Origin of the sequence: Sphingobium sp. 3R8 (assembly GCF_020166615.1) — a bacterium.
GTDB classification, from domain to species: domain Bacteria; phylum Pseudomonadota; class Alphaproteobacteria; order Sphingomonadales; family Sphingomonadaceae; genus Sphingobium; species Sphingobium bisphenolicum.
Genome location: NZ_JAIQXR010000030.1, coordinates 16,445 through 41,139 on the forward strand (window position 1 = coordinate 16,445; position 24,695 = coordinate 41,139).

Annotated in this window: 23 protein-coding genes and 1 tRNA gene; 8 read left to right on the forward strand and 16 right to left on the reverse strand. The window is 64.3% G+C overall.

Features of this window, described 5'->3' with window-relative positions; genetic code table 11:
- Window positions 1-235: 235 nt before the first annotated feature.
- Both K9B33_RS21105 and K9B33_RS21110 read left to right on the forward strand, forming a co-directional pair.
- The gene (locus K9B33_RS21105) at window positions 236-1,216 is read left to right on the forward strand and encodes a metallophosphoesterase (RefSeq protein ID WP_224551082.1); all 981 of its coding nucleotides are present in this window, start codon (window positions 236-238) and stop codon (window positions 1,214-1,216) included.
- A gap of 55 nt (window positions 1,217-1,271) precedes the next feature.
- Complete coding sequence (locus K9B33_RS21110; RefSeq protein ID WP_224551083.1) at window positions 1,272-1,529, forward strand: hypothetical protein; 258 nt, start codon at window positions 1,272-1,274, stop codon at window positions 1,527-1,529.
- Between the two features lie 30 nt (window positions 1,530-1,559).
- On the opposite strand, the gene K9B33_RS21115 is transcribed toward K9B33_RS21110, so the two are convergent.
- From K9B33_RS21115 to K9B33_RS21125, 3 genes are read right to left on the reverse strand one after another with little or no spacing between them, the layout of a single operon-like run.
- A complete protein-coding gene (locus K9B33_RS21115) occupies window positions 1,560-1,859 on the reverse strand; it encodes a GNAT family N-acetyltransferase (protein WP_224551084.1) in 300 nt (99 codons plus the stop codon).
- 26 nt (window positions 1,860-1,885) lie between these two features.
- Window positions 1,886-2,305 (reverse strand): secondary thiamine-phosphate synthase enzyme YjbQ, encoded by a 420-nt coding sequence (locus K9B33_RS21120; protein WP_224551103.1) that lies wholly within the window; start codon window positions 2,303-2,305, stop codon window positions 1,886-1,888.
- A 20-nt stretch (window positions 2,306-2,325) separates the two neighbouring features.
- Complete coding sequence (locus K9B33_RS21125) at window positions 2,326-2,724, reverse strand: GFA family protein (RefSeq protein ID WP_224551085.1); 399 nt, start codon at window positions 2,722-2,724, stop codon at window positions 2,326-2,328.
- Between the two features lie 108 nt (window positions 2,725-2,832).
- On the opposite strand from K9B33_RS21125, the gene K9B33_RS21130 reads away from it, so the two are divergent.
- Window positions 2,833-3,282 (forward strand): DUF488 family protein, encoded by a 450-nt coding sequence (locus K9B33_RS21130; protein ID WP_224551086.1) that lies wholly within the window; start codon window positions 2,833-2,835, stop codon window positions 3,280-3,282.
- Window positions 3,283-3,350: 68 nt separating this feature from the next.
- On the opposite strand, the gene htpG is transcribed toward K9B33_RS21130, so the two are convergent.
- From htpG to K9B33_RS21145, 3 genes are all read right to left on the reverse strand, one after another.
- A complete protein-coding gene (gene htpG / locus K9B33_RS21135; RefSeq protein ID WP_224551087.1) occupies window positions 3,351-5,240 on the reverse strand; it encodes a molecular chaperone HtpG in 1,890 nt (629 codons plus the stop codon).
- Between the two features lie 131 nt (window positions 5,241-5,371).
- The gene (locus K9B33_RS21140) at window positions 5,372-6,772 is read right to left on the reverse strand and encodes an MFS transporter (RefSeq protein ID WP_224551088.1); all 1,401 of its coding nucleotides are present in this window, start codon (window positions 6,770-6,772) and stop codon (window positions 5,372-5,374) included.
- A 940-nt stretch (window positions 6,773-7,712) separates the two neighbouring features.
- Window positions 7,713-10,247 (reverse strand): TonB-dependent receptor, encoded by a 2,535-nt coding sequence (locus K9B33_RS21145; RefSeq protein ID WP_224551089.1) that lies wholly within the window; start codon window positions 10,245-10,247, stop codon window positions 7,713-7,715.
- Window positions 10,248-10,635: 388 nt separating this feature from the next.
- Here K9B33_RS21145 and K9B33_RS21150 point away from each other — a divergent pair.
- Window positions 10,636-10,710: transfer RNA gene (locus tag K9B33_RS21150), tRNA-Asn, on the forward strand.
- 118 nt (window positions 10,711-10,828) lie between these two features.
- Here K9B33_RS21150 and K9B33_RS21155 read toward each other — a convergent pair.
- The 3 genes from K9B33_RS21155 to K9B33_RS21165 are packed head-to-tail and all read right to left on the reverse strand — an operon-like array spanning window position 10,829 to window position 13,435.
- On the reverse strand, window positions 10,829-12,181 hold the full coding sequence (locus K9B33_RS21155) for an SPOR domain-containing protein (RefSeq protein WP_224551090.1): 1,353 nt from the start codon (window positions 12,179-12,181) through the stop codon (window positions 10,829-10,831).
- A gap of 19 nt (window positions 12,182-12,200) precedes the next feature.
- Window positions 12,201-12,701, reverse strand: coding sequence for a hypothetical protein (locus tag K9B33_RS21160; RefSeq protein WP_224551091.1), 501 nt, complete (start codon window positions 12,699-12,701; stop codon window positions 12,201-12,203).
- 14 nt (window positions 12,702-12,715) lie between these two features.
- On the reverse strand, window positions 12,716-13,435 hold the full coding sequence (locus tag K9B33_RS21165) for a ParA family protein (protein ID WP_224551092.1): 720 nt from the start codon (window positions 13,433-13,435) through the stop codon (window positions 12,716-12,718).
- Between the two features lie 200 nt (window positions 13,436-13,635).
- On the opposite strand from K9B33_RS21165, the gene K9B33_RS21170 reads away from it, so the two are divergent.
- Window positions 13,636-14,646 carry an SPOR domain-containing protein gene (locus tag K9B33_RS21170; protein WP_224551093.1) on the forward strand — a complete coding sequence of 337 codons (1,011 nt, stop codon included), beginning with the start codon at window positions 13,636-13,638 and terminating at the stop codon, window positions 14,644-14,646.
- Between the two features lie 4 nt (window positions 14,647-14,650).
- On the opposite strand, the gene gcvA is transcribed toward K9B33_RS21170, so the two are convergent.
- The gene (gene gcvA, locus K9B33_RS21175) at window positions 14,651-15,550 is read right to left on the reverse strand and encodes a transcriptional regulator GcvA (protein WP_224551094.1); all 900 of its coding nucleotides are present in this window, start codon (window positions 15,548-15,550) and stop codon (window positions 14,651-14,653) included.
- Window positions 15,551-15,637: 87 nt separating this feature from the next.
- Between gcvA and K9B33_RS21180 the strand changes: the two genes are divergently transcribed.
- Together K9B33_RS21180 and astD are read left to right on the forward strand one after the other, a co-directional pair.
- The gene (locus tag K9B33_RS21180; protein WP_224551095.1) at window positions 15,638-16,666 is read left to right on the forward strand and encodes a DUF1338 domain-containing protein; all 1,029 of its coding nucleotides are present in this window, start codon (window positions 15,638-15,640) and stop codon (window positions 16,664-16,666) included.
- 2 nt (window positions 16,667-16,668) lie between these two features.
- Window positions 16,669-18,072, forward strand: coding sequence for a succinylglutamate-semialdehyde dehydrogenase (astD, locus tag K9B33_RS21185; RefSeq protein WP_224551104.1), 1,404 nt, complete (start codon window positions 16,669-16,671; stop codon window positions 18,070-18,072).
- 87 nt (window positions 18,073-18,159) lie between these two features.
- Here the strand turns inward: astD and K9B33_RS21190 are convergent, their stop codons facing one another.
- The 6 genes from K9B33_RS21190 to K9B33_RS21215 all read right to left on the reverse strand — a co-directional run bounded on the left by K9B33_RS21190 (window position 18,160) and on the right by K9B33_RS21215 (window position 23,072).
- Window positions 18,160-18,315 carry a hypothetical protein gene (locus tag K9B33_RS21190; RefSeq protein ID WP_224551096.1) on the reverse strand — a complete coding sequence of 52 codons (156 nt, stop codon included), beginning with the start codon at window positions 18,313-18,315 and terminating at the stop codon, window positions 18,160-18,162.
- 222 nt (window positions 18,316-18,537) lie between these two features.
- The gene (locus tag K9B33_RS21195; RefSeq protein ID WP_224551105.1) at window positions 18,538-18,918 is read right to left on the reverse strand and encodes a VOC family protein; all 381 of its coding nucleotides are present in this window, start codon (window positions 18,916-18,918) and stop codon (window positions 18,538-18,540) included.
- A 424-nt stretch (window positions 18,919-19,342) separates the two neighbouring features.
- Window positions 19,343-19,558 (reverse strand): DUF2093 domain-containing protein, encoded by a 216-nt coding sequence (locus tag K9B33_RS21200; RefSeq protein ID WP_224551097.1) that lies wholly within the window; start codon window positions 19,556-19,558, stop codon window positions 19,343-19,345.
- 11 nt (window positions 19,559-19,569) lie between these two features.
- The gene (locus K9B33_RS21205; protein ID WP_224551106.1) at window positions 19,570-20,973 is read right to left on the reverse strand and encodes an NAD(P)H-dependent flavin oxidoreductase; all 1,404 of its coding nucleotides are present in this window, start codon (window positions 20,971-20,973) and stop codon (window positions 19,570-19,572) included.
- 91 nt (window positions 20,974-21,064) lie between these two features.
- On the reverse strand, window positions 21,065-22,210 hold the full coding sequence (locus tag K9B33_RS21210; protein WP_224551098.1) for a glycosyltransferase: 1,146 nt from the start codon (window positions 22,208-22,210) through the stop codon (window positions 21,065-21,067).
- Window positions 22,203-23,072: an alpha/beta fold hydrolase gene (locus K9B33_RS21215; protein ID WP_224551099.1), complete on the reverse strand. Its 870-nt coding sequence runs from the start codon at window positions 23,070-23,072 to the stop codon at window positions 22,203-22,205. Before K9B33_RS21215 ends, K9B33_RS21210 begins: the two co-directional genes overlap by 8 nt.
- A gap of 37 nt (window positions 23,073-23,109) precedes the next feature.
- Here K9B33_RS21215 and K9B33_RS21220 point away from each other — a divergent pair, with 37 nt between their 5' ends.
- Window positions 23,110-24,495 (forward strand): protein adenylyltransferase SelO family protein, encoded by a 1,386-nt coding sequence (locus tag K9B33_RS21220; RefSeq protein ID WP_224551100.1) that lies wholly within the window; start codon window positions 23,110-23,112, stop codon window positions 24,493-24,495.
- Window positions 24,496-24,695: the final 200 nt, after the last annotated feature.

Sequence of the window (24,695 nt, forward strand, 5' to 3'; positions counted from 1 at the left end):
GGCGGCGTCATCCCATTGCGAACCAGGTCCCGCCTTCCCACCTTGAACCGCGGAGCGTGCCCGCACGCCATCTCAGACCGCTCATTGGAGCCGCCCCATCGTCCACTTCATTTTTGCGCTGCCCGCGATCCTGGTCATCACCCAGTTCCTGTGGCCCCTGATAGTCCCGGTTCTGGCCAAGGTCGCGGTGGCAACTTTGCTCCTCACCGCATCGCAATTTCACTTTTGGAGCAGATTGTCGTCGGGTTCGGTGTTCGCGCCCGAATTCCCGCGCGGCATCGTCATTCTCTTCAACTGGGCCAGCGGCGCCATCCTGTTCCTCGCGCTGCTCCAGCTGCTGCTCGATGTGACGATTTTGGCCATGTGGATGCTACCGGGCGAGGCGCCTGCGGTGCCGAACGCCGTCCGCTATGCGATGGCAGCGGCCGCCAGCCTTCTGGCCGCGATCGGCGTTCTCAATGCCGTGCGCGTTCCGCCGCTCAAGGACATCGATCTTGGTATCCGCGGCCTGCCGCCGGAGTTCGAAGGTTACACCATCGTCCAGCTCACCGATCTCCACATCAGCCGCCTGTTTCCCAAGGCATGGACACAAAGGGTCGTCGAACGCGTCAATGCGCTGGACGTCGATCTCATCGTCGTGACGGGCGACGTGATCGACGGTTCGCTTGCGATGCGCCGCACCGATGTGGCGCCTTTGGGCGCGCTGCGCGCCAGGGATGGCGTCTATATGAGCCCTGGGAACCATGAATATTTTCTCGGCTATCGCGAGTGGATGCAGCATTTTGCCCATATGGGCATGCGCATCCTCGCCAACGCCCACGCGATCCTGGAACGGCGTAGCGCGCGCCTCATGCTCGCCGGCGTCACCGACGCGTCAGCGCCGGCGACGGGGCAGCCCAAGCCGGACCTCGTCGCCGCGCTTGCGGAAGGCCCGCCCGGTGTCTCCATTCTGCTGCTTGACCACCAGCCGCGCGGTGCCTGTCGTGCCGCTGCGCGCGGCGTCGCGGCGCAGCTGTCCGGGCATACGCATGGTGGGATGATGCCCGGCCTTGATCGGCTGGTGGCGCGCGGAAATGCTGGGTTCGTATCAGGTCCTTACGATGTCGATGGCATGACGCTATATGTGAACAACGGTACCGCCATCTGGCCCGGTTTCGCCCTGCGCCTTCGTCGTCCGTCCGAGTTGACGCGCCTGACGCTTCGCCGCGCGCCATGAACTGTCGTGTTAGCGCCGCTCCGCGCGGCGAACGCCTACCTTCTGGATGACCCTGATGCCCGACGACTACAATCATGGCCGCCGCGACGGCCTTCGCCTCGCCCTGTCGGTCCTGGCCGCGGAAGAAGCCAAATGGGCGGCATTGCTTGGCCAAAGCCGTTCCTGGCGAACCAATGCGACCCGCGAAGTCCGGCACAAGACGATCCAGGTCGCCCAGAAACGCGTGCAGACGGTTCTGAATCGCATGACGCCAAAAGATGGAACGGCAGCTGCCGCCGAACTGACGGCCGCGCTCGACAAGCTTGGCCTCTAGCGCTTCCGCGTCTCGGCTTGCCCCAAGCGCTTATCCGGGTGCGTCGAGCGCCAGCAGATCCTGCTCTTGGGGATGACGCTCGATATAGGCCGCGACAAATTCGCACAGCGGCACGACTTTGAGGTTTTGCGCACGGGCGTCGGCGAGGGCTGCCTTGACCAGGCGACTGCCGACGCCCTGCCCTTCAAGCGCTTCGGGCACCTGCGTATGGGTGAAGACCAGCGCACCTTCGCGCCGGTCATAGGCCGCGATCGCCAATTGTCCGTCGACCGCCAACTCATAACGTCCCTCCGCCTCGTTATTCCGTACATTGCCCGTGTCGGCCATCATCCTATCTCCAGCTTCGGTTCCACCAGTCATTCGCCCATGAGATGGAGGGCAAGCCGTCGGGCGTGCGCCGCGCGCCTATGTTCGAACAGGTAGATGCCCTGCCATGTTCCCAGGCTCAGCGAGCCGTCGATCACGGGAACGGAAAGATGCACCTGCGTGAGCGCCGTGCGCAGATGGGCGGGCATGTCGTCGGGTCCCTCGTCGTCATGGTCATAGCGCACCGGATCCTCAGGCGCGATCCGCGTGAAATAGGCCTCCAGGTCGCGGCGCGCGGCCGGCGCCGCATTCTCCTGGATGAGCAGCGATGCGGACGTGTGCTGGCAGAAGATCGTCAGCAGACCGTCTTTGATCCCGCTTCCCTGGACCCACCGCAGGATCGGATCGGTCACCTCGTGCAGCCCTTGGCCCGGCGTGTCGATCGAAAAAATTGTCGTCTCTTGCCGCACGCTCGCCACCTTACCCAAATTCAGCTATCCCGATCGCGCGCAAATTGGGGAACCGCAAGAGGTGCGACCCAGGATAGCCGCCGAATGGTCCAATTCTCATATTGCGGATCGAGCCCTGACGCATCGTCGAAGCTCGCGACCGGAAGCTCGATCTCCTCGCCAGCCAGGTTGGCAAAGCGCGATCCGCACGCCGGACAATATAGCCTGTGATAACCGGCGCTGCTCTCCCATCCGGCATGCGCGCCCGACAGGTCGACCGCCCCGCGCGGAAAGACGGCGAAGGCGAGATAGGGCGCGCCATGCGCCTTCTGACAAGTAAGGCAATGACACAGGCCGACGCGCAAGGCCGCGCCGCTCGCAACGAAGCGCAGCGCGCCGCACGCGCATCCGCCGGACCGTTCCAAGATATCGTTTGTCATGGTCAAACAACGCGCAGCCGCCGAAACTGGTCCGGCCAGTATCCGCGACGGGCGCAATCGATCGAGGAAGCCCGTGTAATCGAAAGACCGTCATCCTATCTGGGTCGCATGCAGATCTTCACAATCGGATATGAGGGCGCGACCCAGGCCGAGCTTATCGCGGCCCTGAAGGAGGCGGGCGTCACGTTGCTGGCAGATATTCGCGCCGTTCCGCTGTCGCGCAGGCCCGGATTCTCCAAGAATATCCTCGCGGCGGCGCTCAGGGACGCGGGTATCGACTATATCGGGCTCAAGGCGCTGGGCACGCCGCCCGAAGGCCGGGAGGCCGCGCGCAAGGGCAATCATGCGCGCCTGGCGGAAGTCTATTCCGGCCAGCTCGACCTGCCTGAAGCGATCGTTCAGGGCGCGCAATTGGTCGAAATGGCGCAAGAGAGGCCAACCGCCCTCCTCTGCTTCGAACGCGAGCCAGCCGGTTGCCATCGATCGCTGCTGATCGACGCGATCCTGCCGGATGCCGATCGCATCGATCTTTATCCTGCGAATAAGCGGACCGCTTAATGCCACCTTTAAGGAGAGCATAGGAAGGTCGCCATCGGCTCCGGCCGGAACCGACGTTCGACCTGCCGTCAGCCGAGCGCCCTCGCCATCAGGCGCTCAAGGCGCTCGGCAAAGGCGCGTGGATCCGCCGGCGGCTCTCCCTCTGCGATCCGCGCCTCGTCGAGCAGCAAGAACGCCAGGTCGCTACGGTCTTCTTCACTCCCGCTGGCTTCGCCCAGTTTCGCGATCAGCGCATGGCCCGCATTCACCTCCAGCACGGGCTTGACCCGCTCGGGCGCGCGTCCGGCCGACGCCAGCATCTTCTCCAGCTGTAGATCCATCGCGTTCTCGGACGCGACGATGCAGACTGCGCTGGTCGTCAGCCGATCGGACACGCGAACGTCCGAGACATGGTCCGCCAGGACTTGCTTGGCAAAGGCAATGAAGTCGCTGACTTCCTCGGTGGCATGGGCCTCCGAGGCAGCCCCGCCCTCCGTGAGCGGAATGAGGCTGAGGTCGGTCGCGCCCTGGGTCACGGATTTGAAAGGCTTGCCCTCATAGTCGACGCCGATGGTCGTCCAGAAACTGTCGACCTGGTCAGGGAGCAACAGCACCTCGATACCGCGAGCCTTGAACCCTTCGAGCTGCGGCGACTGCGCGATCCGCTCGAGGTCCGTGCCAGTGGCATAGTAGATCGTGGTCTGGTTTTCCTTGAGCGAGGCTGCATAGTCCTTGAGCGATCGCCACCCGCCGTTCGACGTTGTGCTCTTGAACCGGGCAAGGCCGAGCAGCTGCTCGCGCCGTTCGAAATCCTCGTAGAGGCCTTCCTTGAGGACGGCCCCGAAATTCTCCCAGATCGCGGCGTACCGCTCAGGCTCGCTGCCCGCGAGCTTATCCAACTCGGACAGGACCCGGTTGCTCACACCCTTCTGGATGGCGGACAGCACAGGGCTGTCCTGGATCATCTCGCGCGACATGTTGAGCGGCAGGTCGGCAGAATCGACGAGACCGCGCACGAAGCGCAGGTAACGCGGCAGGATCTCGGCCTCGTCGGTGATGAACACGCGGCGGACATAGAGCTTGATCCGACCCTTGCGGTCGGGATCGAACAGGTCGAACGGCTCGGTCTCGGGAATGAAGGTCAGCACCGAATATTCGTGGCGACCCTCCGCCCGGTAATGGAGGGTCAGCGCCGGCTTGTCGAACTGGCCCGCGACGCTGCGATAAAAGTCGGCATAATCCTCTTCGCTGATCTCCGACTTCGCCTTGGTCCAGAGCGCGGCGCCGTCAGCGACCTGCCGCTCTTCCTCCTCGCTGCCCTGCTCCTTGACGAAGATGGGTACCGGCACATGGCCAGACTGCGCTTTTACGATCCGCTCCACTGTGTAGCGCTCGGCATAGGTCTTGGCGTCATCGAGCAGATGGAGCGTCACCCGCGTGCCGCGCGCGGGTGCGTCCGCTACATCGACCGGCGCGATAGTGTAGGTGCCCTGACCGTCGGACGACCAGCTCGCCGCCTCATCCGTACCAGCGCGCCGTGAAACCACATCGACCCGGCCTGCGACCATGAAGGCCGAGTAAAAGCCGACGCCGAACTGGCCGATCAGCTGCTGACCCTCTCCGTCCTTTTCGGCCACCAACTTGTCCATGAACGCCTTGGTCCCCGAGCGCGCAATGGTGCCGAGCGTCTCACCCATGTCAGCCGCGGTCATGCCGATGCCATTATCCTCGACCACGATGGTGCCGGCTTCCTTGTCGAGGATCAGCGTGATCCGCAGCTGCGGATCATCGCCGGAGAGGGCCGGATTCGAAATCGCCTCGTAGCGCAGCTTCTCGCACGCGTCGGCCGCGTTGGAGATGAGCTCGCGCAGGAACACATCCTTATCCGAATAGACCGAGTGCACCATCATGTGCAGGAGCTTGGAAACATCGGCCTCGAAGGCACGCGTTTCAGGGGCGCTCACGGTGTCGGCTGTCATTGGTCGTACATCTCTCATCTGACAATAGGGCGACGGTCAGATGGATCGAATGCGCAATCGGTTCAAGAGGCGAGCGCAGTCGGACAAGCCCAAGAGCTAGCCGATCGGAGGAGGAGAGCTCTGCACGCCGCTTAGCTGGATTTTGCCAGCGTAAGGAACGCGATCACGCCGGCGGCGACGGCCAGAACGGCCGCGACGATCGCCGCCGCCTGAAACGCACCGGTCAGGTCGGCGCGAGGCACCGCGATCACCGCGCCGGCGATTGCTGTCGCCACCAGCCCGCCGGTCCGCGCTGTCGCGCTGTTGAAGCCCGAAGCCGTACCTGTGTGCCGGTCATTCACCGTGGACAGTACAGCGGTCGTCAGCGGCGCGACCGCCCCTGCCATGCCGAGCGCGATGACGGCCATGCCGGGCAATATGCTCGTCCAGTAGCTGGCGTTTGGGTCGGCGCGGACCATGAGCGCGAACCCCACGCCAGTGACGATCGGCCCGATGGTCAGGGGCCAGCGCGGGCCGATCCTTTCGGCAAGGCGCCCGGCGAGGCGCGATACCGTCCCGATGACGATCGAGAAAGGCAGGAGCGCCAGCCCCGCCTGGGTCGGACTATATTGCCCGCCGACGATCAGCAGATAAGGCAGCAGCACCAGCAGTCCGCCCAGAGCGCCGTACAGCAACAGCGTGAGCAGCGTCAGCCCAACGAAGGGACGCGAGGCGAACAGCGCAAGCGGCATCATCGCGCGGTCGCCGAGCCGGTGCTCGACGATCAGGAACAGGACGAGCAGCATGATGCCGCCGCCAAGGCCGGCCCAGGTATCAAACGATGCGGCATGACGGCTCGACCACAGGGTCAGCGCCCAGGTCAGCGTGCCGAGCGCGGCCGTCGCAAGAAGTGCGCCCATCCAGTCGAGCCGTCCTCGTCCCTGTGCGCTCTCTTCCACATAGTGCCACGCCACAATGATCGCGGCCGTAGCGACGGGAATGTTGAGATAGAAGATCGCGCGCCAGCCGACACTGTCGACCAGCCAGCCGCCAAGCGGCGGCCCGACAGCACTGGCGATGGCGCCCGCCGCGGCCCAGGTGCCTACAGCGCGGCCTCGTGCCTCTCCCTCGAAAGAACTGCCCAATATGCCAAGGCTGTTGGGCATCAGGATTGCCGCGCCGACGCCCTGCGCGGCCCGTGCGAGGAACAGGGACGGCATGTCCGGCGCGAAGGCGCAGCCGACCGAGGCGAGCGCGAACAGAATGATGCCGAGGATCAGCGCGCGCTTGCGCCCGAAATGATCGCCGGCAGCCCCACCGAGAAGCAGAAGAGCGGACAGCGGCAGCAGATAGCTGTTAATGACCCAAGGCAGGCTGGATGCATCCCCCCTAAGCTCTTTGCTGATCGCGGGCAGGGCGACATTGGTGACCGAACCGTCGATGAAGGCGAGGCTAGAGGCAAGCATGGTCGCCGCAATGGTCCAGCCCGGATGCGCAACGCTTTTGCCCTTGACCGCTTCGGCCTGTCCGCGATCGCAGGAATAGGTCGACAATTTACTCCTCCTTCGGCGACGACGATCAGACCATAGCTTGGCATAGAGGCACAGCCACCAAAATCGCTATGAACCGGTTCCCTGTTCAAAAGCATCAGCGCCCTCGACGGGTATCGATGCGGAAACCCGCGTAATGTCCGCCGCGTTGAATAACATTCTTCACACTTGGCCAGCGATTAGCGCATTTGCCTTTCATGCGCTGGCTCTCGTAGCACTCAGTTTCGGTTTCTTCGAAGCCGGAAAAGCCCGTACTGTTAAGATCAATGCCGATAACACCGCTCAAACAGCCCGCTAGCGGCAGTTTGAGACTGGACAAATCAGAAGAGCGATCCGAATTAGTCGCCTTTTGAGAGAGGTACGCGGTAACGGCCGTAGCCGACCTTTGTGAGCCGCCCCTCGTCACACATGGGAGTCAGATAGCAACGAGGAACTCCGATAGCCGTGAGGTCCTTGGCGCGAACCTCTCCCTTTTGTTTTGCCAGCGCCACCGCACGCTCCCTCAAAGACGGCCGCGGCCCGCCTTCAGCCCTGATGCGAATGGCACGGTCGCGGTCACGCTTACGAACTCCGCCCGTAGATGCTTTCAAATAAAATACTGAATCTCGGAGAAATTCGTCGGACCCAGAAGGCTGAGCGAATTTCGCGCTTTTAACGAGCGCTCGATACCTTGATATTGTTCTTCGAGACTCTGGCAAAAATAGCGGCAAAAGTGTTCTTGACGTATCGTTCGATGGGAGCCACATTCCTACACACGAGACGCGGCTTAGGTCGCCAGGCTTGGTGCCTGGCGGTGCGCTATGTAGCGAAATCCTTTCGGACCAATTTTTGGGTGTGGAAACGTTAGCCTTCGACGTTGGCGACGACCAGGTTTCGCGCGCCCCGGCGACTGTCGCCGACAAGCAAAGCCGCCGTCGATCAGGCGCGGACCGCCGATCGCCCGTCATTTTGCACTGCCGAAGCGGAAGCTGGCCGAAATGCCGTAGAAGCGCGGCTCGCCCGCGATGAAAGTCGGCATACCGAGCGCGTCGCCGGCATTGCCGGCATCCTTGACATATTTCCTGTCGAAAGCATTTTCGATAAAGGCCTCGATCCGCCAGTCGCCGCCCACCGCCTCATAGCCCAGCCGCGCATTCGCCAGCGCATAACCCTTTTGCATTTCGTCCTGCAGATTGTCGACGGCCAGCGCCGCTGGCGGCTGCTGCAAGTCGGACCGGTCATTGTCGTCGTCAAAGAAGACCCCCGATTGCCAAGTGACGCTGGGCGAGAAGGCGACGCGACCGGGACCGGCCGGCACGCTCAGTATCGCACCGAGCGATGCGCTGTGATCGGGTGACAGGCGAAAGCGGTTGCCGTCGCGAATGCCCGCCTTGAACCGGCTGTGATTATAGGCGTAACTTGCATACAGGCTGATCAGATCATCGGGCACCCAACGCGCTTGCCCCTCAAAACCATAGCTCTCGGCCTTGCCGGCATTGGTGGTGACGGTCTGCGTGCCTTGCTGCACGGTCGTCTGGAAATTGTCATACTGATAAAAGAAGACCGATCCGTCGAGGAACAGGCTATGGTTGGCGAATGCCGCCTTCGCACCGAGTTCGTAGCTGTCGACCGTCTCCGATGGCAGCACCGTGAAACTGGTCGCGCCGAAGGGTGCAGCCGGGCCGGTGGGCGCGAGGATTTCGGGACGTCGGCCCCTGGCATAGGTCGCATAGACGCTTGCGCCTTCGCCGGGCATGAAGCGCGCGGTGAGGCGCCAGGAAAAGCCGCCATCGTTGTGGCTGGCGCTGTCGACCCCGCCATTGCCTGCGGTCGGCTGGCTGCCGAGGCCGAAGAGCGGCACTGGATAGGCGGCCGACGTCGGAATGGCAGCAGCGCCGGGCACCGACAATGCGTCCAGCAGCGCATCTCGCACCGCCACGGGTTGCCCTAGCGCACCAATAACCCCGCCCAGGATTGATCGGCCGTTCAGCACAGACGCCGTATAGTCGCCCCGCTTGTCGTCATGGCTGTAGCGCAGCCCACCGCCGATCTCGAACCTGTCCGACAGACGAATCGTGACGTCACCGAAGAGGTCAAGCGCCCTGGTTTGCGCGCTATTGCTGTTGGATTCCAAGTGGTTGGATTTGAGGTTAGCGGCGATCGCCTGCGCCTGCGCACTCGACATAGGCGCACCATAGGCGGCGGTTACGCCTTGCAGCAGCGCGCCTGTGAAGGCCGGGCTGGCAAGCAGCGCCGCGGGAACGGGATCGCTGGCCGGCCGTCCGGGAATGGCGCCGCCGCCGTTGAGCGCACCGGCAAGGCGCGCCAGCAGCGCTCGTTCGTCCAACTGCGCAGACGCGCGCTGAAAGCCGGTCTCGTGGAAATAGCTCGCACCGACGAACGCCGTCAGCGGGCCATTTTCATAAGTGAGGCGCAATTCCTGGCTCGTCTGTTCGCCATGCGCCTGCTCTGCGGCAGTCAGTATCGGCAGCGACAGGCCATCGGCGTCGAAAATTTCCAGCGTATCGAACTTGCGGAAGGCGGTAATGGAGGTGAGGGTGAAGCTTTCGTCGAGCTTCAGCTTCGCGATGCCGGTCACGCCCCAGACTTGCCGATCGAGTCCAAGGGGCTTGCCGCCTTCAAAGCCCGCTCCCGGCGATAGCGTCGCACCACTATTGCGCCCGCGATTCCCGATCACGGTGCCGGTCGCCGGATCGGTCGGGTTGTAGGCGATCGACTTGAAGGCGGTGCCTTCGGGCGTGTCCTTCTGATAATTGCCGATCAGGTCGAAGCTCAGAACCCCGGCTTCTCCATGAAAACTGCCGCGCAGCGCATAGGTGTCGGCGGAGTTGAAATCCTCGCCCCCCAGCAGATTTTCGACATAGCCGTCACGCTTGCGCATCCGACCCGCGAGGCGGATGGCCATGTCGTCCCCGATCGGCGCATTCACCATGGCTTCGGCGAGAAAGGCGTTGTAATTGCCATAGGATGCCTTGCCGGCGCCTTCGAAAATGCCCGGTTTCGCCTTGTTCTGAACGATGTTGACCGCACCGATCAGCGCACCGCGACCGTAAAGCGTCGACTGCGGTCCTTTGGCGACCTCGACCCGGCCGATGTCGAACAGTTCGACATAGGAACCGCGCGACTTGGAAATCGACACGCCGTCCTGAAACACCGACACGCGCGGTTCGTTGAAGGCCGTGCCGCTGTCCGATGTGATTCCCCGCATCACGAAGCCGGGATTGTTGGGCGACTGATTCTGGACCTCGAAACCCGGGACGTAACGGGACAGTTCGTCGAATTCCTCAATACCGAAACGATCGAGTTGTTCACTGCCGATCGCGGTCAGGGCCATCGGCACGTCGATCGGATCCTGTTCGCGCAATTGAGCGGTCACGATGATCGTTCCGTCATTGTCGCCCGGCGTTTGCGCATAAGCGTTGGCGCGGGACAGCGCAGCCAGACTGATCGCCACAAGAGCGAAAGAGCCGATTTTCAAGATATTTGTCCCCTTGCATGCAGCGCTAAGCGCTCCGTATGAAAGGCGCGTGGCCGTCCGTCCAGACCGGCGGCACGCTCCCACTGTGACGCGAATGCCACAAGCCGCCGCTTTGCGACGAGCCGCCGAGACACAGAAACATATTGTAACATTATCGACATGTCGTCGCCTTAGCGGCAGCCACACAGGGTGGTGACGACAGGTCGGGCGACGGTCCTTCCTTCAGCCATTCGGACGCAGGTCCGGCTGCATTGCGTATCCGGCCTTCAGAACCATATGCCGCCTGTCATATTGCACCAGCCTTTTTTCGATTTTGAGGCGCGCGACGCTCTTGCCATTTCCAATCAGCCGATGCATAGGCGCGGCCTGTCCGGCGAAAGCCGGTCGTTCCCCGATAGCTCAGCGGTAGAGCATTCGACTGTTAATCGAATGGCCGTAGGTTCGAATCCTACTCGGGGAGCCATTTTTCCCAGCATCAGCAATGGTTTGGCGCCAAATCGCCTCATGCCGTCTTTGGCCAAGAAAAAACGCGCGAAGCCGGTGGGCCTCGCGCGTTCAGGGTCACGCTTGGGAGGGAAGGTTCAGCGCGATGCGTATTGGCGGCCCTTGGTGGCGACGGCCCAGCGCTGCGGCGTCGCGCCCGGCGCGCCTTCGCGCACGAAGCACTGGCCGCTCTGGGCGCGGATCGTGCGACACGCCGTCATGGCGTCTGCCCGGCTGCCAAAGCCGCTGATGGCGAGGCGGTGATAGGCCTTGCCCTTGACGGTCGCCTGGCTGGTGAGGACCGGGAAAGCGGCCAGCGTGCTGCTGCGCCCGGCCATGGTCATCCATTTTTCCTTGGCGATCGCCGCATTGTCATAGGCGCCCAATTGCACCACCCAGTTGCTGGCGCCATTGGCGACCGGCTTGATGAAGGCGGCCTGCTGCATCCGCGCGGCGGGCGCGGCGACGACCGGCGGCGCCTTGGCGGTGCGGCTCTTGGCCTGAACCGGCTTGGCGTTGCGATCCTCGACGATGAAATCGCGGGCGGCGACGCGCACCGGCGCGCGTTCGGCCCTGATGACGGGCGCGGCCTCGACCACCGGCTGCGGCGCGGGGGCGGCTTGCGCCATCTGCACCGGCGCTTCGGGCTGACTCTCGGGCAAGGGCGCGACTTCAGGCACGGCCTGCGCCATTTCGACCGACGCGGCGGCAGGCGCCAGCGCCAGCGCGACCGGCTGCCCGGCATCGCCCCCGTTGATGGTCACGCCCATCAGCGCGGCGACGCGCATCGGCGCCAGGGACGGCTCGGCGATCTGCGCCCAGTCGGAAATACGTTTGTTCGCGGCCAGCGGCTCCAGGTCCATGCCCACGATCATGCGCGCATCCTTCCACCGGCCGGCCAGCGCATAGGCATAGGCCAGGTTCTGGCGCGTGCGCGCGGTCGCCGACGGATCGTGAATGGCTTCGGACAAGATGCGGACGCCTTCGGCCGAATCCCCCGCCATCGCCATCGCCAGGCCATAGTCGCCCGCTGGAACCGTGCCGGCATTGGCGACCAGCAAGCTGCGCGCGGCGTCGGGGCGACCCTGCGCCACCTGCACCAGCGCCAGGCTGACGATCGTGCTGGCATCGCTATTACCCAGCGTCATGGCGTCGCTCAGTGCCGTTTCGGCCGATGCGAAGCGTCCGGCCAGCACATAGGCACGGCCCAAAATTTGGCGATAGGCGGCGTTCTGCGGGGCAAGCTGCACCGCGGCTTCAGCGGCTTCCACCGCCTTGGCGGCGTTGCGATCGGCCAGCGCCTTTTCGGCGGCGATGGCGAGCTTGCCCGGATTGCCCTTCTGCTGGACGGCCGAAGCCGACGGGCGAAAAGCCGCGCCGGTGCAGCCGACCATGGTCGTGGCGACGAGCAGGGAAGACAGCGCCGCCTTTCCGAATGTCGTGCGTTTCATAAATTTACCCACCCTTCATTCACTGGCCGTCGCGCATATGCGGCAGCTGCTGAGTCAGCCGGTCGATTTCCGGCAGGTCATTGAGAAGATCGTCCAGCGCCTGCGTCACAATCTGCTGGGCCGAACGGCCCGTGATCGCGCAGGCCAGACGCAGTTTCAGATGCCGGTCGGCATCCAGGCGCAGCGTGAACGCCGCCTTGCGGTTGCGGGCGACGGCCTGAACCGATGCGGGCTTGGCGGCGAGGCGCTTGGCCAGAACCTTGCGCTCCGCCACCACCGGCGGCACGGGAACGACGGGCGTCATCGGCGTCAGGCCGATCGGCGCAGCCGGTTCCTCCATCGGTTCATGCACCGGCTCGACATCGAAGCCCATGTCGTTCCAGCCTAGGTCATCCTGCTGCAGCGCCGCGCTCGATGCACGGCCAAAGCCCAGCATCGGGCGGCGCATCGCCGGCTGGGCCGCGCCCTTGCGGGCCAGCAGGCCCGATGTCAGCGAAGCAAGCGGTTTGGGTTCGGCCATGGTCCTGGCTTTCCTTACTGGCCGATCACGCGGCGGCCGAAGCCCCCGCTCGATGGACGGCTGGCGATCGTGCCGACTGTGCCCTGCGGCACGGAAAAGACGGTGCGGCGGAAATTCTTCTCCAGCCGGTCCGACACATAGGACCAGAGCGCCTCCACCTCGGCGGCGGACCGACCCTTGGGGTCGACCTCCATCACGGTGCGGCCGTCGATCATCGAGGCGGCGAAATCGGTACGGTGATGCAGCGTCACCGGTGCGACCGTGCCATGCTGCGACAGGGCCACGGCGGCTTCCGAGGTAATGCGCGCCTTGGGTGTGGCGGCGTTCACCACGAAGATCAGCGGCTTGCCAGCGCGTTCGCAAAGGTCGACGGTGGCGCCCACGGCGCGCAGGTCGTGCGGGCTTGGCCGGGTAGGCACGACGATCAGTTCGGCGACCGAAATGACGCTCTGGATCGCCATGGTGATGGCAGGCGGCGTATCGATGACGGCCAGTTTGAAACCCTGCTGGCGCAATATCTCGAGGTCGGCGGCGAGGCGCGCGACCGTGGTTTGGGCAAAGGCCGGAAACTCCGCCTCGCGCTCGTTCCACCAGTCGGCCAGCGAACCCTGCGGATCGATATCGATGAGCACGACCGGGCCGGCGCCGGCACGCTGCGCCTGCACGGCCAGATGGCCCGACAAGGTCGTCTTGCCCGATCCGCCCTTTTGCGACGCCATTGCCAAAATCCGCACGCACACCCCCCAGAAAATCCAGTTCCGGGCCGGATTGCCACGAGTGCCGCTAAAATTTGGTTAACTGCCCGCGAAACTGATGGTCGTGCGACATCATGGTTAAGTTGCTGTGCGGCATCTTACCGTTACGCTAACAGGACTTTAACCTTGTTTGACCATTGCGGTTGCCCATGACGATTTTCGCACTGGAGCCTGTGCATATGAAACATATCTGGGGAACCGCGGCGCTGGTCGCGATGCTGGGCATTGCGTTGCCCGCGTTGGCGGATGTGAAGGCCGGCGTGGACGCCTGGCAGCAGGGCGATTATGCGAAGGCGGTCGCCGAATGGCGGCCGCTGGCGCAATCGGGCGACCCCGATGCACAGTTTAATCTGGGTCAGGCCTACAAGCTGGGCCGCGGGGTCCAGCCCGACCTCAACGCCGCCATAGACTGGTATCGCAAGGCGGCGGTGCAGGGACATTTGCGCGCAGAGGATAATCTGGGCCTGCTGATGTTCCAGCAAGGCGACCGCACCGGCGCCATGCCCTATCTGCAGCGCGCGTCGATGCGCGGCGAACCGCGGGCGCAATATATCGTCGGCACCGCCCTGTTCAACGGCGACACGCTCGGCAAGGATTGGGTCCGCGCCTATGCGCTGATGACCCGCGCCTCCGCGTCGGGCCTGCCGCAGGCCGCGACCAGCCTGGAGCAGATGGACAAATATATCCCCGAAGATCAACGCAAGCAGGGTCTGGCCCTCGCCGCCAGCCTGGACAAGGGCGACAAGAGCGTCATGCTGGCGCAAGCGGCTCCGCCGCCGCCGCGCAGCGGCCCATCGGCCGTCCGCACCACCCAATTGCCGCCCTCCACGCCCAGCCAACCCGCCCCCAAACCCGCGCCGGCGCCGCCCCGGCCCGCACCGCAGGTCGTTGTCGCCAAGCCAAAGCCAGCGCCGGAACCCGCGCGTCCTGCTGCCATGGCCGCTGCCCCCGCCGCTTCGGGCGGCTGGCGCGTACAGCTCGGCGCGTTCGGCGAAGAAGCGCGCGCCCGCACGCTCTGGAGCCAGCTCAGCCGCAAGGTCAGCGGCCTGTCTGCCTATCAGCCCTATCTGGTGAAGGCCGGCGCGGTCACGCGGCTCCAGGCCGGGCCGCTCGCCAGTAACAACGACGCCGCGCGCCTCTGCGGCGCGATCAAGGCCGCCGGCGCGGACTGCATGCCCAAGAAGATGTGAAGGTTCAGGCGCCCCGCGCCTGCTCCACCATCCAGTCGCGAAACTGGGCCAGCGCCCCCGCGACCAGCGCCCCGGTCGGGTAGACCAGATAATAGGCCTGTTCGCTCGACAGCGGCCGGGCGAAGGGGACGACCAGCGTGCCCGCCGCCAGTTCCGGCTGGATCAGGAAACTGGGGATCAGCGCCACCCCGCCCCCGGCTGCGCAGGCCTGCGCCAGCATCAGGAAATGCTCATAGGCCGGTCCAGGCGCCAGTGCCGACGCATCCACGCCCGCCGCCGTCAGCCAGCGGGTCCAGGCATCGCGACGCGACGTCTGGCTCAAGAGCGGCGCGCGCAGCAGGTCCCCCGGTTCGCGCAGCGGATGTGCCGCCAGCCAGGCCGGCGCGCAAACGGGCACCGCTTCCTCGCGGAACAGAAAGTCCATCGTGACGCCGGGCCAATCCGCCGCGACACCGAAATGAACGGCTGCATCGAAATCCTCATGCCCGAAGTCGAAGGGTTGCGAACGAGCGGCGAAATCGATCACCAGATCGGGATGCCGCGCGGTCAGTTGCGGCAGGCGCGGCGCAAGCCAGCGCATCCCGAAGCTGGGCAAGGTCGCGACCCGCAGGGCGGTCTGTGACGGCCGCGCCGAGGCTCGTGCCGTCGCGCGGCGGATGGCGTCGAGCGCCGGCAACAGGTCGTCGGCATAGGCCCGCCCCGCTTCGTTCAGCCGCACCCGTCGTCCGATCCGGTCGAACAAGGGCGTCTGCAGCCAGTCCTCCAGTTGCGCGATCTGGCGACTGACCGCGCTCTGGGTCAGCCCAATCTCCTCGCCCGCGCGCGAAAACCCGCCATGGCTCACTGCCGCTTCGAAGGCGGTCAGTGCGTTCATTGGCGGCAGCCATTTGCGCAATCCACTCATTCCAAACTCGCATCTACAGATGACAGGTCGCCATTTTGAAAATCATGCCTATCTTGCGATAAGGGCGTTGTCATCCCGGAGCATTTCATGTCGATTGAGAATATGGGCAGCATAGAGACATTGGTCGTCGCCACCCTGGGCGAAGCGGCGGGCCGCCAGACGCTCGCCATGCTGGCGATCGATCCCGCCCTGCTGACGCAGCGCGGCGACACCGTGTCGCGCGCCGCCTTCGCCATGGCGCTGAACGTCACCCTGTTCGCCGACCTGCTGCATCGGGTGCCGAGCGGAAACGCCTATGTCGCCGATACGCTCACCCGGGGCGGCAAGGTTATGTTCGACCATGGCGCGCTCCGCTCGATCCGCTTCCCCGATGGCCCGACCGGCGCGCTGCCCGGCGGTGAGGATGCCTTTACCCGCATCTTCCTGCCCTTGGGCTATGCAATGGCGGCCATTTATCCGCTCGACCGGCTGAAGATGACCGGCCGGGCCTACCGCCATAGCGACTTCCCCGAAGCGATCCCGCAATTCTTCCTGTCCGAACTCCATGTCGATCGCTTCGACCCGGAATTTGCCGAGGCCGCCGCCCGTGTCTTCGGCACGTCGCGCGATCCCTTGGACGATCGGGCGAAGGCGATGCTGGCGCGCTATGAAGCCGGAGAAGCTGTCCAACTCGTTGACGCAATCGCCACGCTACCGGCAATCCTGTCCGCCTTCGATCGTCAGCATGATGCACCGGGTTTCGCCGATTATCAGTTGCTCCTGTCCCGCTCCAACGAAGCCGCCTGGATCGCGACCGAGGGCAATGGCTTCAACCATGCGACCGACCGGGTTGCGGATGTCGCCGCTCTTGCTGAACGGCTGAAAGCGGAGGATCGCCCGATGAAAGAGAAACTGGAAGTCTCCGCAACGGGCCGCGTGCGCCAGACCGCCTTCCGCGCCGACAGCGTCGAACGACTCTTCGCCGACGGGGAATTGCGGCAGGTGCCCGGCTCCTTCTACGAATTCATCAGCCGCGATATCGATCCCGCGACAGGCAGGCTCGACCTCGCCTTCGACACCGGCAACGCGACTGGCATCTTCGCCATGACCAGTGCGCAAGCGGGCGCGGCACGGTGAGTATGATGCTCCAGTCCTTCGATCCGGCGTCGCGCGAACTGGTCTGGGAAGGCCCGGTCGCAAGCGCGGACGACTGTCACCGCGCCATTGCCACCGCCCATGCTGCCCTGCCCGGCTGGCGCGCGCTACCGGTGGACGACCGCACCGCCATCGCGCGCCGCTATGCGCAGATATTGGGGGACAGGCGCGCGGCGCTGGCCGCACTCATATCCCGCGAAACGGGCAAATTGCTCTGGGAAAGCGACGCCGAAATCGGATCGATGATCGCGAAGGTCGATGTGTCGATCAAGGCTCATGCCGAACGTACCGGCGAGCGCGCCGCCGACATGCCCTTCGGTCGCGCAGTGCTCCGTCACCGCGGCCATGGCGTGATGGCGGTGCTTGGCCCTTATAATTTCCCAGGCCACCTGCCCAATGGTCATATCGTCCCCGCCCTGATCGCAGGCAATGCCGTCGTCTTCAAACCGTCGGAGATCACCCCCGCGACCGGTGCGGCGATGGCCGACGCCTGGGCAGCGGCGGGCCTGCCCGACGGGTTGTTGACCGTGGTCCAGGGCGGTCGCGCTACCGGCGAGGCGCTGGTCGCGGGCGATATCGACGGCTTGCTCTTTACCGGATCGGCAGGCGCGGGCGCCGCGCTGCGTCGGGCGCTGGTCGACCGGCCTCATGTCGTCATGGCGCTGGAACTGGGCGGCAATAACCCGCTGATCGCCTGGGGCTCGCCAGAAGCATCCGCGTCGATCATCGTCAACTCCGCCTTCATCACCACCGGCCAGCGCTGTTCCTGCGCCCGCCGTCTGATCGTGCCCGAAGGCGCGACCGGCGACGCCATCGTGGAGGCTACCTCTGCCGTCGCCACCCGCCTGCCGATCGCCGCCTGGAACGAGCCGGGCGACGCCTTCATGGGACCGTTGGTGTCGGACCAGGCCGCCGCGGCCGCGCACCGCGCCGTCAGCGACCTGATCGCGCGCGGCGCGCGGGTGATCCGCGACTTCAACAGCGTGCAGGATCGCAGCGCCGCCTTCGTCACCCCTGCCCTGCTCGACCTGACCGGCGTTGACACGCCCGATGCGGAGATTTTCGCACCGGTGCTGACGGTCATCCGCGTGCCGGACTTCGATGCGGCGATCGCCGCCGCCAACGCCACCAGCTTCGGCCTGTCCGCCGGGCTGATCTCGCAGGATGAGGCATTGTGGCAGCGGGTGGTCGAGGAAAGCCGCGCTGGCGTGGTCAACCGCAACAGGCCGACCACGGGCGCGGCGGGCAACATGCCCTTTGGCGGCCTGGGCGCATCAGGCAATCACCGCCCCAGCGCCTATTATGCCGCAGACTATTGCGCCTATCCCATCGCCAGTTTCGAGGCGGAGGGCGTCGCGGCGGTGCCAGTCAACGGCTTGAGCAATTGATACGGCCGCCCGCGCCGTCGGTCGCGTGACCGAACGACGCGGGCGCCTCGCCCTCCAAGATGATAGCTTTCCTGACCGGACGTGGGTTCAAAGCCCCAGCCGCGCCCAGAAGTCATCGGGCGCGATCGCGCCGCCCACAGCCGCCTTGCGCTCGACGCGAGTCCAGGACGAATGGGGCAGATAGACATGGCTGTCCGGCTGGACGCGATGAGGCTGGCGGGGGCGTGTGGTTTTGCGAGTCATCGTCTTCTCCTCATAGCAAGGGAACACGAAACCTGGCGTCGTCGCTTCGGCACCGTGCGCTTTAGCCGTTGGTGACGCGGAGCAAGCTGACATCCTTCAAAAGCCGCGGAGCGAAACGCTCGCCACTCTATCTAGTCATTTAGTTGAGAAAGTCGAAATAGCTTTGCTTGGGGTGCCGCCAGTCCTGCTTGGTCATCCCAACCAAAACCAGCCTATGCCTAATCACCCGATCCGATGGAGCCCGCACAGCTTGTTGCCCGCCGGATCGCGCAGATAGGCGAGATACAGCTTGCCGAAGCCGCCTTCGCGCACGCCGGGCGGATCTTCGCAGGTTGCGCCGCCCGCTGCCACGCCTGCTGCGTGCCAAGCGTCCGCCTGTTCGGGCGAGGCCATGGTGAAACCGATCGTCCCGCCATTCGCATGACAGGCCGACGCACCGTCGATCGGCTTGGTCACCAGAAACAAGGCATTGTCATGCATATAGATGACACGCCCCATATCGTCGTAAAAGCCGGGTTTCGCACCCAGCGCACCGAATGTCGCGTCGTAGAAGGACTTGGACGCCTCCATATCGTTGGCACCCACCATGATGTGGCTGAACATCATCATCTCCAATTATGCAGAACCACAGGGTGCATGGACGCAACATAGCCGCGCCCATAGACGTGGCACGGGCGCTCGACCCAGACAATGACCCCGACGAAAGCGCGGTCAGGCGGGAAATCCCGCCGCAGGAATCAGAAGATCGTGCTGTAGAGGAACCAGCCCACGATCAGCAGGCTCGACACGATGCAAATACGATCACCAAAGACGTCGATACGAGACATCAGAAAAACATCCTTCCACATGCAGCGCTCTACGTCGCCTCTGAGAAAAGATTACATCAGTTTTCACCGTATCGGAATAGCAAAGTTGCGACCAATCGCCTTATTGAGACGCTGAACCGATGTTCAGCACCTCTTGAAAGCGATTTAGGCCAGCCCACCCCTTCTGGCAGACAGGCTGGCGTCGCTTTAACGGCCGTTATTTATCGGAAATCCGGGCCGCGATGTTGCAGAAAGGACCGAGTCGCTTCTTCCGGCCCGCGATAGGCTTCCTGAAACTCGGCGCTCCAATATTTCAGGTCTTCCAGATCGATTCGCGTGCCGGATACGGCGCACAGCACGAACTGCCCCGGCTGCACGATGTCGAAATGCGGCGTGTCATAGTGCAGCACCGCCAGACCCTGAATGTCCCCGATCATCGCCGACGCCCTCAATCGCCGGTCAGGATACGGTCGACCAGTTGCTTCACGGTCGGCACGAACCCGTTGGAGTAAAAGGGATCCTGCTTGAATTTATAGGCACCGTGGCCCGCGAACAGCAGATTCTGGTCGAGGTCGCCGCCATGCACCGCCTCCTGCAATGCCTTTTGGATGCAGAAGCTGCGCGGATCGGCCAGGCGACCGGTCGAATTGGTCTCGCTGTCCATCCAGGACGAGAAGGAACATTGGCTGAGGCAACCCATGCAGTCCGTCTGATCCTTGCGGATGACGCCCTTTTCCTCTTCGCCGACGAAAACCAGCGTATTGTCCGGCGTCTTGAGCGCAGCGGTGAAGCCCTGCCCTACCCATTCGCGCGCACGGGTCAGATCGCCCAGCGTAACCCAGAAATTCTTGCCCTTCACGCCCACGTCGAGCTGGTGGGTATGGTCGCCCGCCTGTTCGGTGCTGAACGGAATCTGCCGTTCCGAGCGCGCCTCCAGGCTGCGCAGGAAGGGATTGCGGATCGCCGAACTGTAGAAGCCGGTCGGCGAGAATTTGTGCAGCAGGATGTCGCCGGGATTGAGCTGGGTCAGCCGCTCCTTCCACAACTGCGGGATCGGGCTTTCCTGCGTCAGCAGCGGACGGGTGCCGAACTGGAAGGCGATCGCGCCCAGTTCGGGGTTGTCGATCCAGTCGTTCCAGTCCTTGAGCGCCCAGACGCCGCCCGCCATCACGATCGGCACCTCGTCGGAAATGCCGCCTTCGCGCATCGTGTCGCGCAGCGCCTTGACGCGGGGGTAGGGGTCCTGCGGCACCTTGGGATCTTCGGCGTTGGACAGGCCGTTATGGCCACCCGCCAGCCAGGGATCTTCATAGACCACTGCCGCCAGCCATTCCGACGCCTTGGAATAGGCGCGTTTCCACAGCGCGCGGAAGGCGCGGCCGGAAGACACGATCGGCAGATAGCTGACATTGTAGGAGGCCGCGATCTCGGACAGCTTATAGGGCATGCCCGCGCCGCAGGTGACGCCCGCCACCATGCCCTTGGTCTTTTCCAGTACGCCGTGCAGCACGCGCTGCGCGCCGCCCATTTCCCACAGCACGTTGATGTTGATCGCACCCTTGCCGCCGGCGATCTCATAGGCGCGCTTCACCTGCTCGACCGCGCCGTCGATGGCATAGGCGACCAGTTCCTCGTGACGATCGCGACGGGTACGGCCATGGTAGATCTGAGGGATGACGTCGCCGAAACTGTCATAGCTGTCGGCGTTCACCGCCGACACCGTGCCGATGCCGCCCGCAGCCGCCCAGGCGCCGGAACTGGCGTGGTTGGACACGGCAACGCCCTTGCCGCCTTCGACCAGCGGCCAGACTTCACGGCCACCATAGACGATGGGCTTCAACCCCTTGAACAACGACATCTCCCGCAAAAACCGCCCGGCCCCCTCGACCGGGTAAAAGCGACCCTATAGCAGCTTTGGCTGTCTATGACGAATTTGGCGCGCCCTAGCGCAAAATCATGGGGCTGGCCAGTGCCTCGCCATATAGGCGCGCATAAGCATTCACCATTTCGGCTTCGGCATAGTCGCGCGTCGCGCGGCCTCGGTTGGCGGCTCCCAGTCGGGCCCGCAGTTCGGCGTCGCCAGCCAGCGTTTCCAGCGCATCTGCCAGCCCCTGCTCGTCAGACACGACGAACGGCCGGTTTTCCGGTGCGACCATGTTGGCGACATCGCCGACATCCATGGACGCCGCGGGCACGCCGGCCGCCATCGCCTCCACCAAGGATATCGGAAACTGCTCACTGTCGGAGGACAAAGCGAACATGTCGAACAGGCCGACGAAGCGCCAGGGGCGATCCATGAAACCAGCCATATGGATATCGTCCAGGCCAAGGGCGGCGGCCTGCGCCAGGATTGCCTCGCGCTCCGGCCCCTCGCCCACTACCACCAGTTGCAGCCTATCCTTGTGCGCCGCGACGGCGCGTACGAGGCGGGGGATATTCTTGACCGGCCGAAGCCCTGCCAGCGTGCCGACCAGCAGCTTGCCGGGCGTGCGGACCAGGCCAGGAATGGCGTCCTTAGCTGGCGGCGTGGCATAACGAACGACGTCGATGCCGTTGCGGATCAGATGGACCTTGCCTGCCGGCTGCTTCCACACCGATCGCGCGATGGTTTCGAGCCGGACCGAGGGCACCACCATGCCGTGCGCGCGTTGCAGCCCGACCCGACGGAACAGGTTGCGCTTGGTCTTCAACCGCTCGGCCTCGTCCGCGTTGAACCCGTCCTCGTGATGGATCAGCGGCGGCAGGCCGGCCGATGCGCCCGCCAGCCGATGCGCCATGACCGCATCCATCGATCCCCAATTATAGGTCAGGATCAGGTCGAACCGCCTGAGGAAGGCTGTGATGACCTTGTAACGCGCCAGCCCCGGCTTGCCCGCAAAAGACGGCCCATCGGGAAATTCGACGTCGATCGCAGGATGGATCGCGTCCCGCGCGCTCATGGCCGCGGGATCGGCGCTGACGATGCTGTGCCGCGCCTTGTCGCCCCAGACATTCATCAGCCGCACGGCGCGCGCTTCCTTACCGCCCAGAGTGAAACTGCCGTGGACGTGGAGGATATGCGGCCTATTCTTGCCCGAAATATCAACCATGCAGGACGCGGTCCAACAACCGGTCGATCGCGGCGACGCTTTCCGGCTCGTCCAGCCCCGGCGCATGGCCGACGTCAGGAACGGTCGTCAGTTCGGCACTGTCACCGATCCCCTCCACCATGCGCTGCGCCGTGGCGGCGGACAGCAGGTCGGATCGCTCGCCCCGCAGCAACAGCGTAGGAATGCCGCGGAAAGCCTGCATTACGGGCCACATGTCAACGCCGGCCTCGCTGCCCATGGCGCGGATCGGTTCGGCGATCTTCATATCATAGTCCAGCACGACGCGCCCGCCACTGTTCAGTCGATAGAGGCGCTTGGCCATGGCCAGCCATTGTTCCAGGTCATAGCCAGGATAGACGTCGCCATTGGCCTCGGCCAGGGCGCGGGCGGCATGGACCCAGGTCGGGTGCGACTGGCCCACGCCGACATAGGATCGGATGCGCGCCAGCCCGCCTTCGTCCAGTACCGGCCCGACGTCGTTGAGCAACGCGCCCGCCAGCCATTCCTTGTGGGTTGCGGCGATCAACATGGTGATGACGCCGCCCAGCGACGTGCCGACCGCAACGAAGCGGGTGATGGCGAGATCGGCCAGCAAGCGACTGATATCCTGCAAATAGGTTAGCGGGACATAGGTCATCGCATCCTTGGCGTAGGCGCTTTCGGCGCGGCCGCGCATGTCCGGGCAGATCAGCCGCCACTCGCCCGCCAGCCGACCGGCCAGCGGTTCGAAATCGCGGGCGTTGCGGGTCAGCCCCGGCAGGCAGAGCAAGGGCGGGCGGCCGTCATCGACTCCCGCATAATCCCGATAATGGAGCCGCAGCCCATCGGGTGACCACCAATATCCATCGCTGTAGCCGCTCAAGCTTGATCCTTCTGGTGACCTTCCCCCATATCGCCTTATGAACCAGACGCCGCAAGCCGCCATTTATCGCCCCGCCTCTGAAATCGACGCGCTGATGCCCGACATCGCCGCCCCGGTCACGGCGGCGGACTTTCCGCAGACGATCCTGCGCTACCGCAACGACCGCGCCGCCGCCTCGGTGGGGCTGGACGAGTTGAGCGACGCGCAATGGATCGCCCATTTCGGCCGTTTTGAGCCGCTGGAGGGCAGCCTGCCCCAGCCGCTGGCCCTGCGCTATCACGGCCATCAGTTCCGCCACTATAACCCCGATATCGGCGACGGGCGCGGATTCCTGTTCGCCCAGTTGCGCGACGATGCCGGCCGTTTGCTGGACCTGGGCACCAAGGGGACGGGCCAGACCCCCTATAGCCGCTTCGGCGACGGCCGGTTGACGCTGAAGGGCGGCGTGCGCGAGATATTGGCGACCGAGATGCTGGAAGCCCTGGGCGTCAACACGTCCAAGACCTTTTCCATCATCGAGACGGGCGAGGCACTGGAGCGCAACGACGAACCGTCCCCTACCCGCGGCGCGGCTATGGTGCGTCTGAGCCATTCGCATATTCGCATCGGGTCGTTCCAACGCGCGGCCTTTCATGACGACAAGGCGCTGCTGGCGAAGCTGACCGACTATGCCCTCACCCGCCTCTATGGCGAGACGCCGGGGGACAATCCATCCGCACAATTGCTGGGTCGGGTGGTCGAGCGCACCGCCGACCTCGCCGCCAGCTACATGGTTGCGGGCTTCGTCCATGGCGTGCTCAACAGCGACAATATCAATGTGACGGGCGAGAGCTTCGACTATGGTCCTTGGCGTTTCACTCCGTTGTGGGATGCCCATTTCACCGCCGCCTATTTCGACCAGCAGGGACTCTATGCCTTCGGACGGCAGGCCGAAGCGATCCATTGGGATGTGGCGCAACTGGCGGTATCACTCCGCCCGCTGGTGGAGGCGCCGTCCCTGATCGAACAGCTGGAACGGTTCCCGAAGCTCTACGGCGATGCTATGCAGCGGCGCTTCTGCTGGCGACTGGGCGTCGAGAGCATCGACCCTGGCGCGATGATCGAGGCGGCGGTGCGCGGCCTGGTGACGAGCGGCACGCCGATCGACCGTTTCTTCCACGACTGGCGCGGCGGCACAGCCCTCTCCGGCGCGCATTATGACGATGCTGGCTGGGCGCCGTTCCGCGAGGCGATCGCGGGCTTTACCGCTTTGCCCAACGCAAGGGACCATCCCTATTGGTCGGACGAAGCGCCCTGCTCCATGCATATCGATGAGGTGGAGTCTATCTGGAGTGCCATCGACACGGATGACGACTGGACACCGCTTCATAACAAAGTCGCCGCGATCAGGCGGATGGGCGACGCTCATCGCATCGCACGATGACAGATAATGACAAATGCTGAATTGAAGGAACAATATTAACAAGAGGAAGATTATCGGAGGTTAAGCATTCTGCGATCCTGCAACCTGTGGTGGCATTATGATCGAGCGCGACTTGACTGATCCGGACGGCATCATAACCGTCCGGTCTTCGGGGCATTGGACAAAGGCAGAGCTGGATGCGCATTTTCGAGAAATGCGTG

Coding starts and splice junctions, on each gene's coding strand:
- K9B33_RS21190 (WP_224551096.1), bottom strand. CDS start 18,315: ATGACTCGCAAAACCACACGCCCCCGCCAGCCTCATCGCGTCCAGCCG.
- K9B33_RS21180 (WP_224551095.1), top strand. CDS start 15,638: ATGTCGATTGAGAATATGGGCAGCATAGAGACATTGGTCGTCGCCACC.
- K9B33_RS21110 (WP_224551083.1), top strand. CDS start 1,272: ATGCCCGACGACTACAATCATGGCCGCCGCGACGGCCTTCGCCTCGCC.
- K9B33_RS21170 (WP_224551093.1), top strand. CDS start 13,636: ATGAAACATATCTGGGGAACCGCGGCGCTGGTCGCGATGCTGGGCATT.
- K9B33_RS21220 (WP_224551100.1), top strand. CDS start 23,110: ATGAACCAGACGCCGCAAGCCGCCATTTATCGCCCCGCCTCTGAAATC.
- gcvA (WP_224551094.1), bottom strand. CDS start 15,550: ATGAGTGGATTGCGCAAATGGCTGCCGCCAATGAACGCACTGACCGCC.
- K9B33_RS21130 (WP_224551086.1), top strand. CDS start 2,833: ATGCAGATCTTCACAATCGGATATGAGGGCGCGACCCAGGCCGAGCTT.
- K9B33_RS21155 (WP_224551090.1), bottom strand. CDS start 12,181: ATGAAACGCACGACATTCGGAAAGGCGGCGCTGTCTTCCCTGCTCGTC.
- K9B33_RS21195 (WP_224551105.1), bottom strand. CDS start 18,918: ATGTTCAGCCACATCATGGTGGGTGCCAACGATATGGAGGCGTCCAAG.
- htpG (WP_224551087.1), bottom strand. CDS start 5,240: ATGACAGCCGACACCGTGAGCGCCCCTGAAACGCGTGCCTTCGAGGCC.
- astD (WP_224551104.1), top strand. CDS start 16,669: ATGATGCTCCAGTCCTTCGATCCGGCGTCGCGCGAACTGGTCTGGGAA.
- K9B33_RS21200 (WP_224551097.1), bottom strand. CDS start 19,558: ATGATCGGGGACATTCAGGGTCTGGCGGTGCTGCACTATGACACGCCG.
- K9B33_RS21125 (WP_224551085.1), bottom strand. CDS start 2,724: ATGACAAACGATATCTTGGAACGGTCCGGCGGATGCGCGTGCGGCGCG.
- K9B33_RS21210 (WP_224551098.1), bottom strand. CDS start 22,210: ATGGTTGATATTTCGGGCAAGAATAGGCCGCATATCCTCCACGTCCAC.
- K9B33_RS21115 (WP_224551084.1), bottom strand. CDS start 1,859: ATGATGGCCGACACGGGCAATGTACGGAATAACGAGGCGGAGGGACGT.
- K9B33_RS21160 (WP_224551091.1), bottom strand. CDS start 12,701: ATGGCCGAACCCAAACCGCTTGCTTCGCTGACATCGGGCCTGCTGGCC.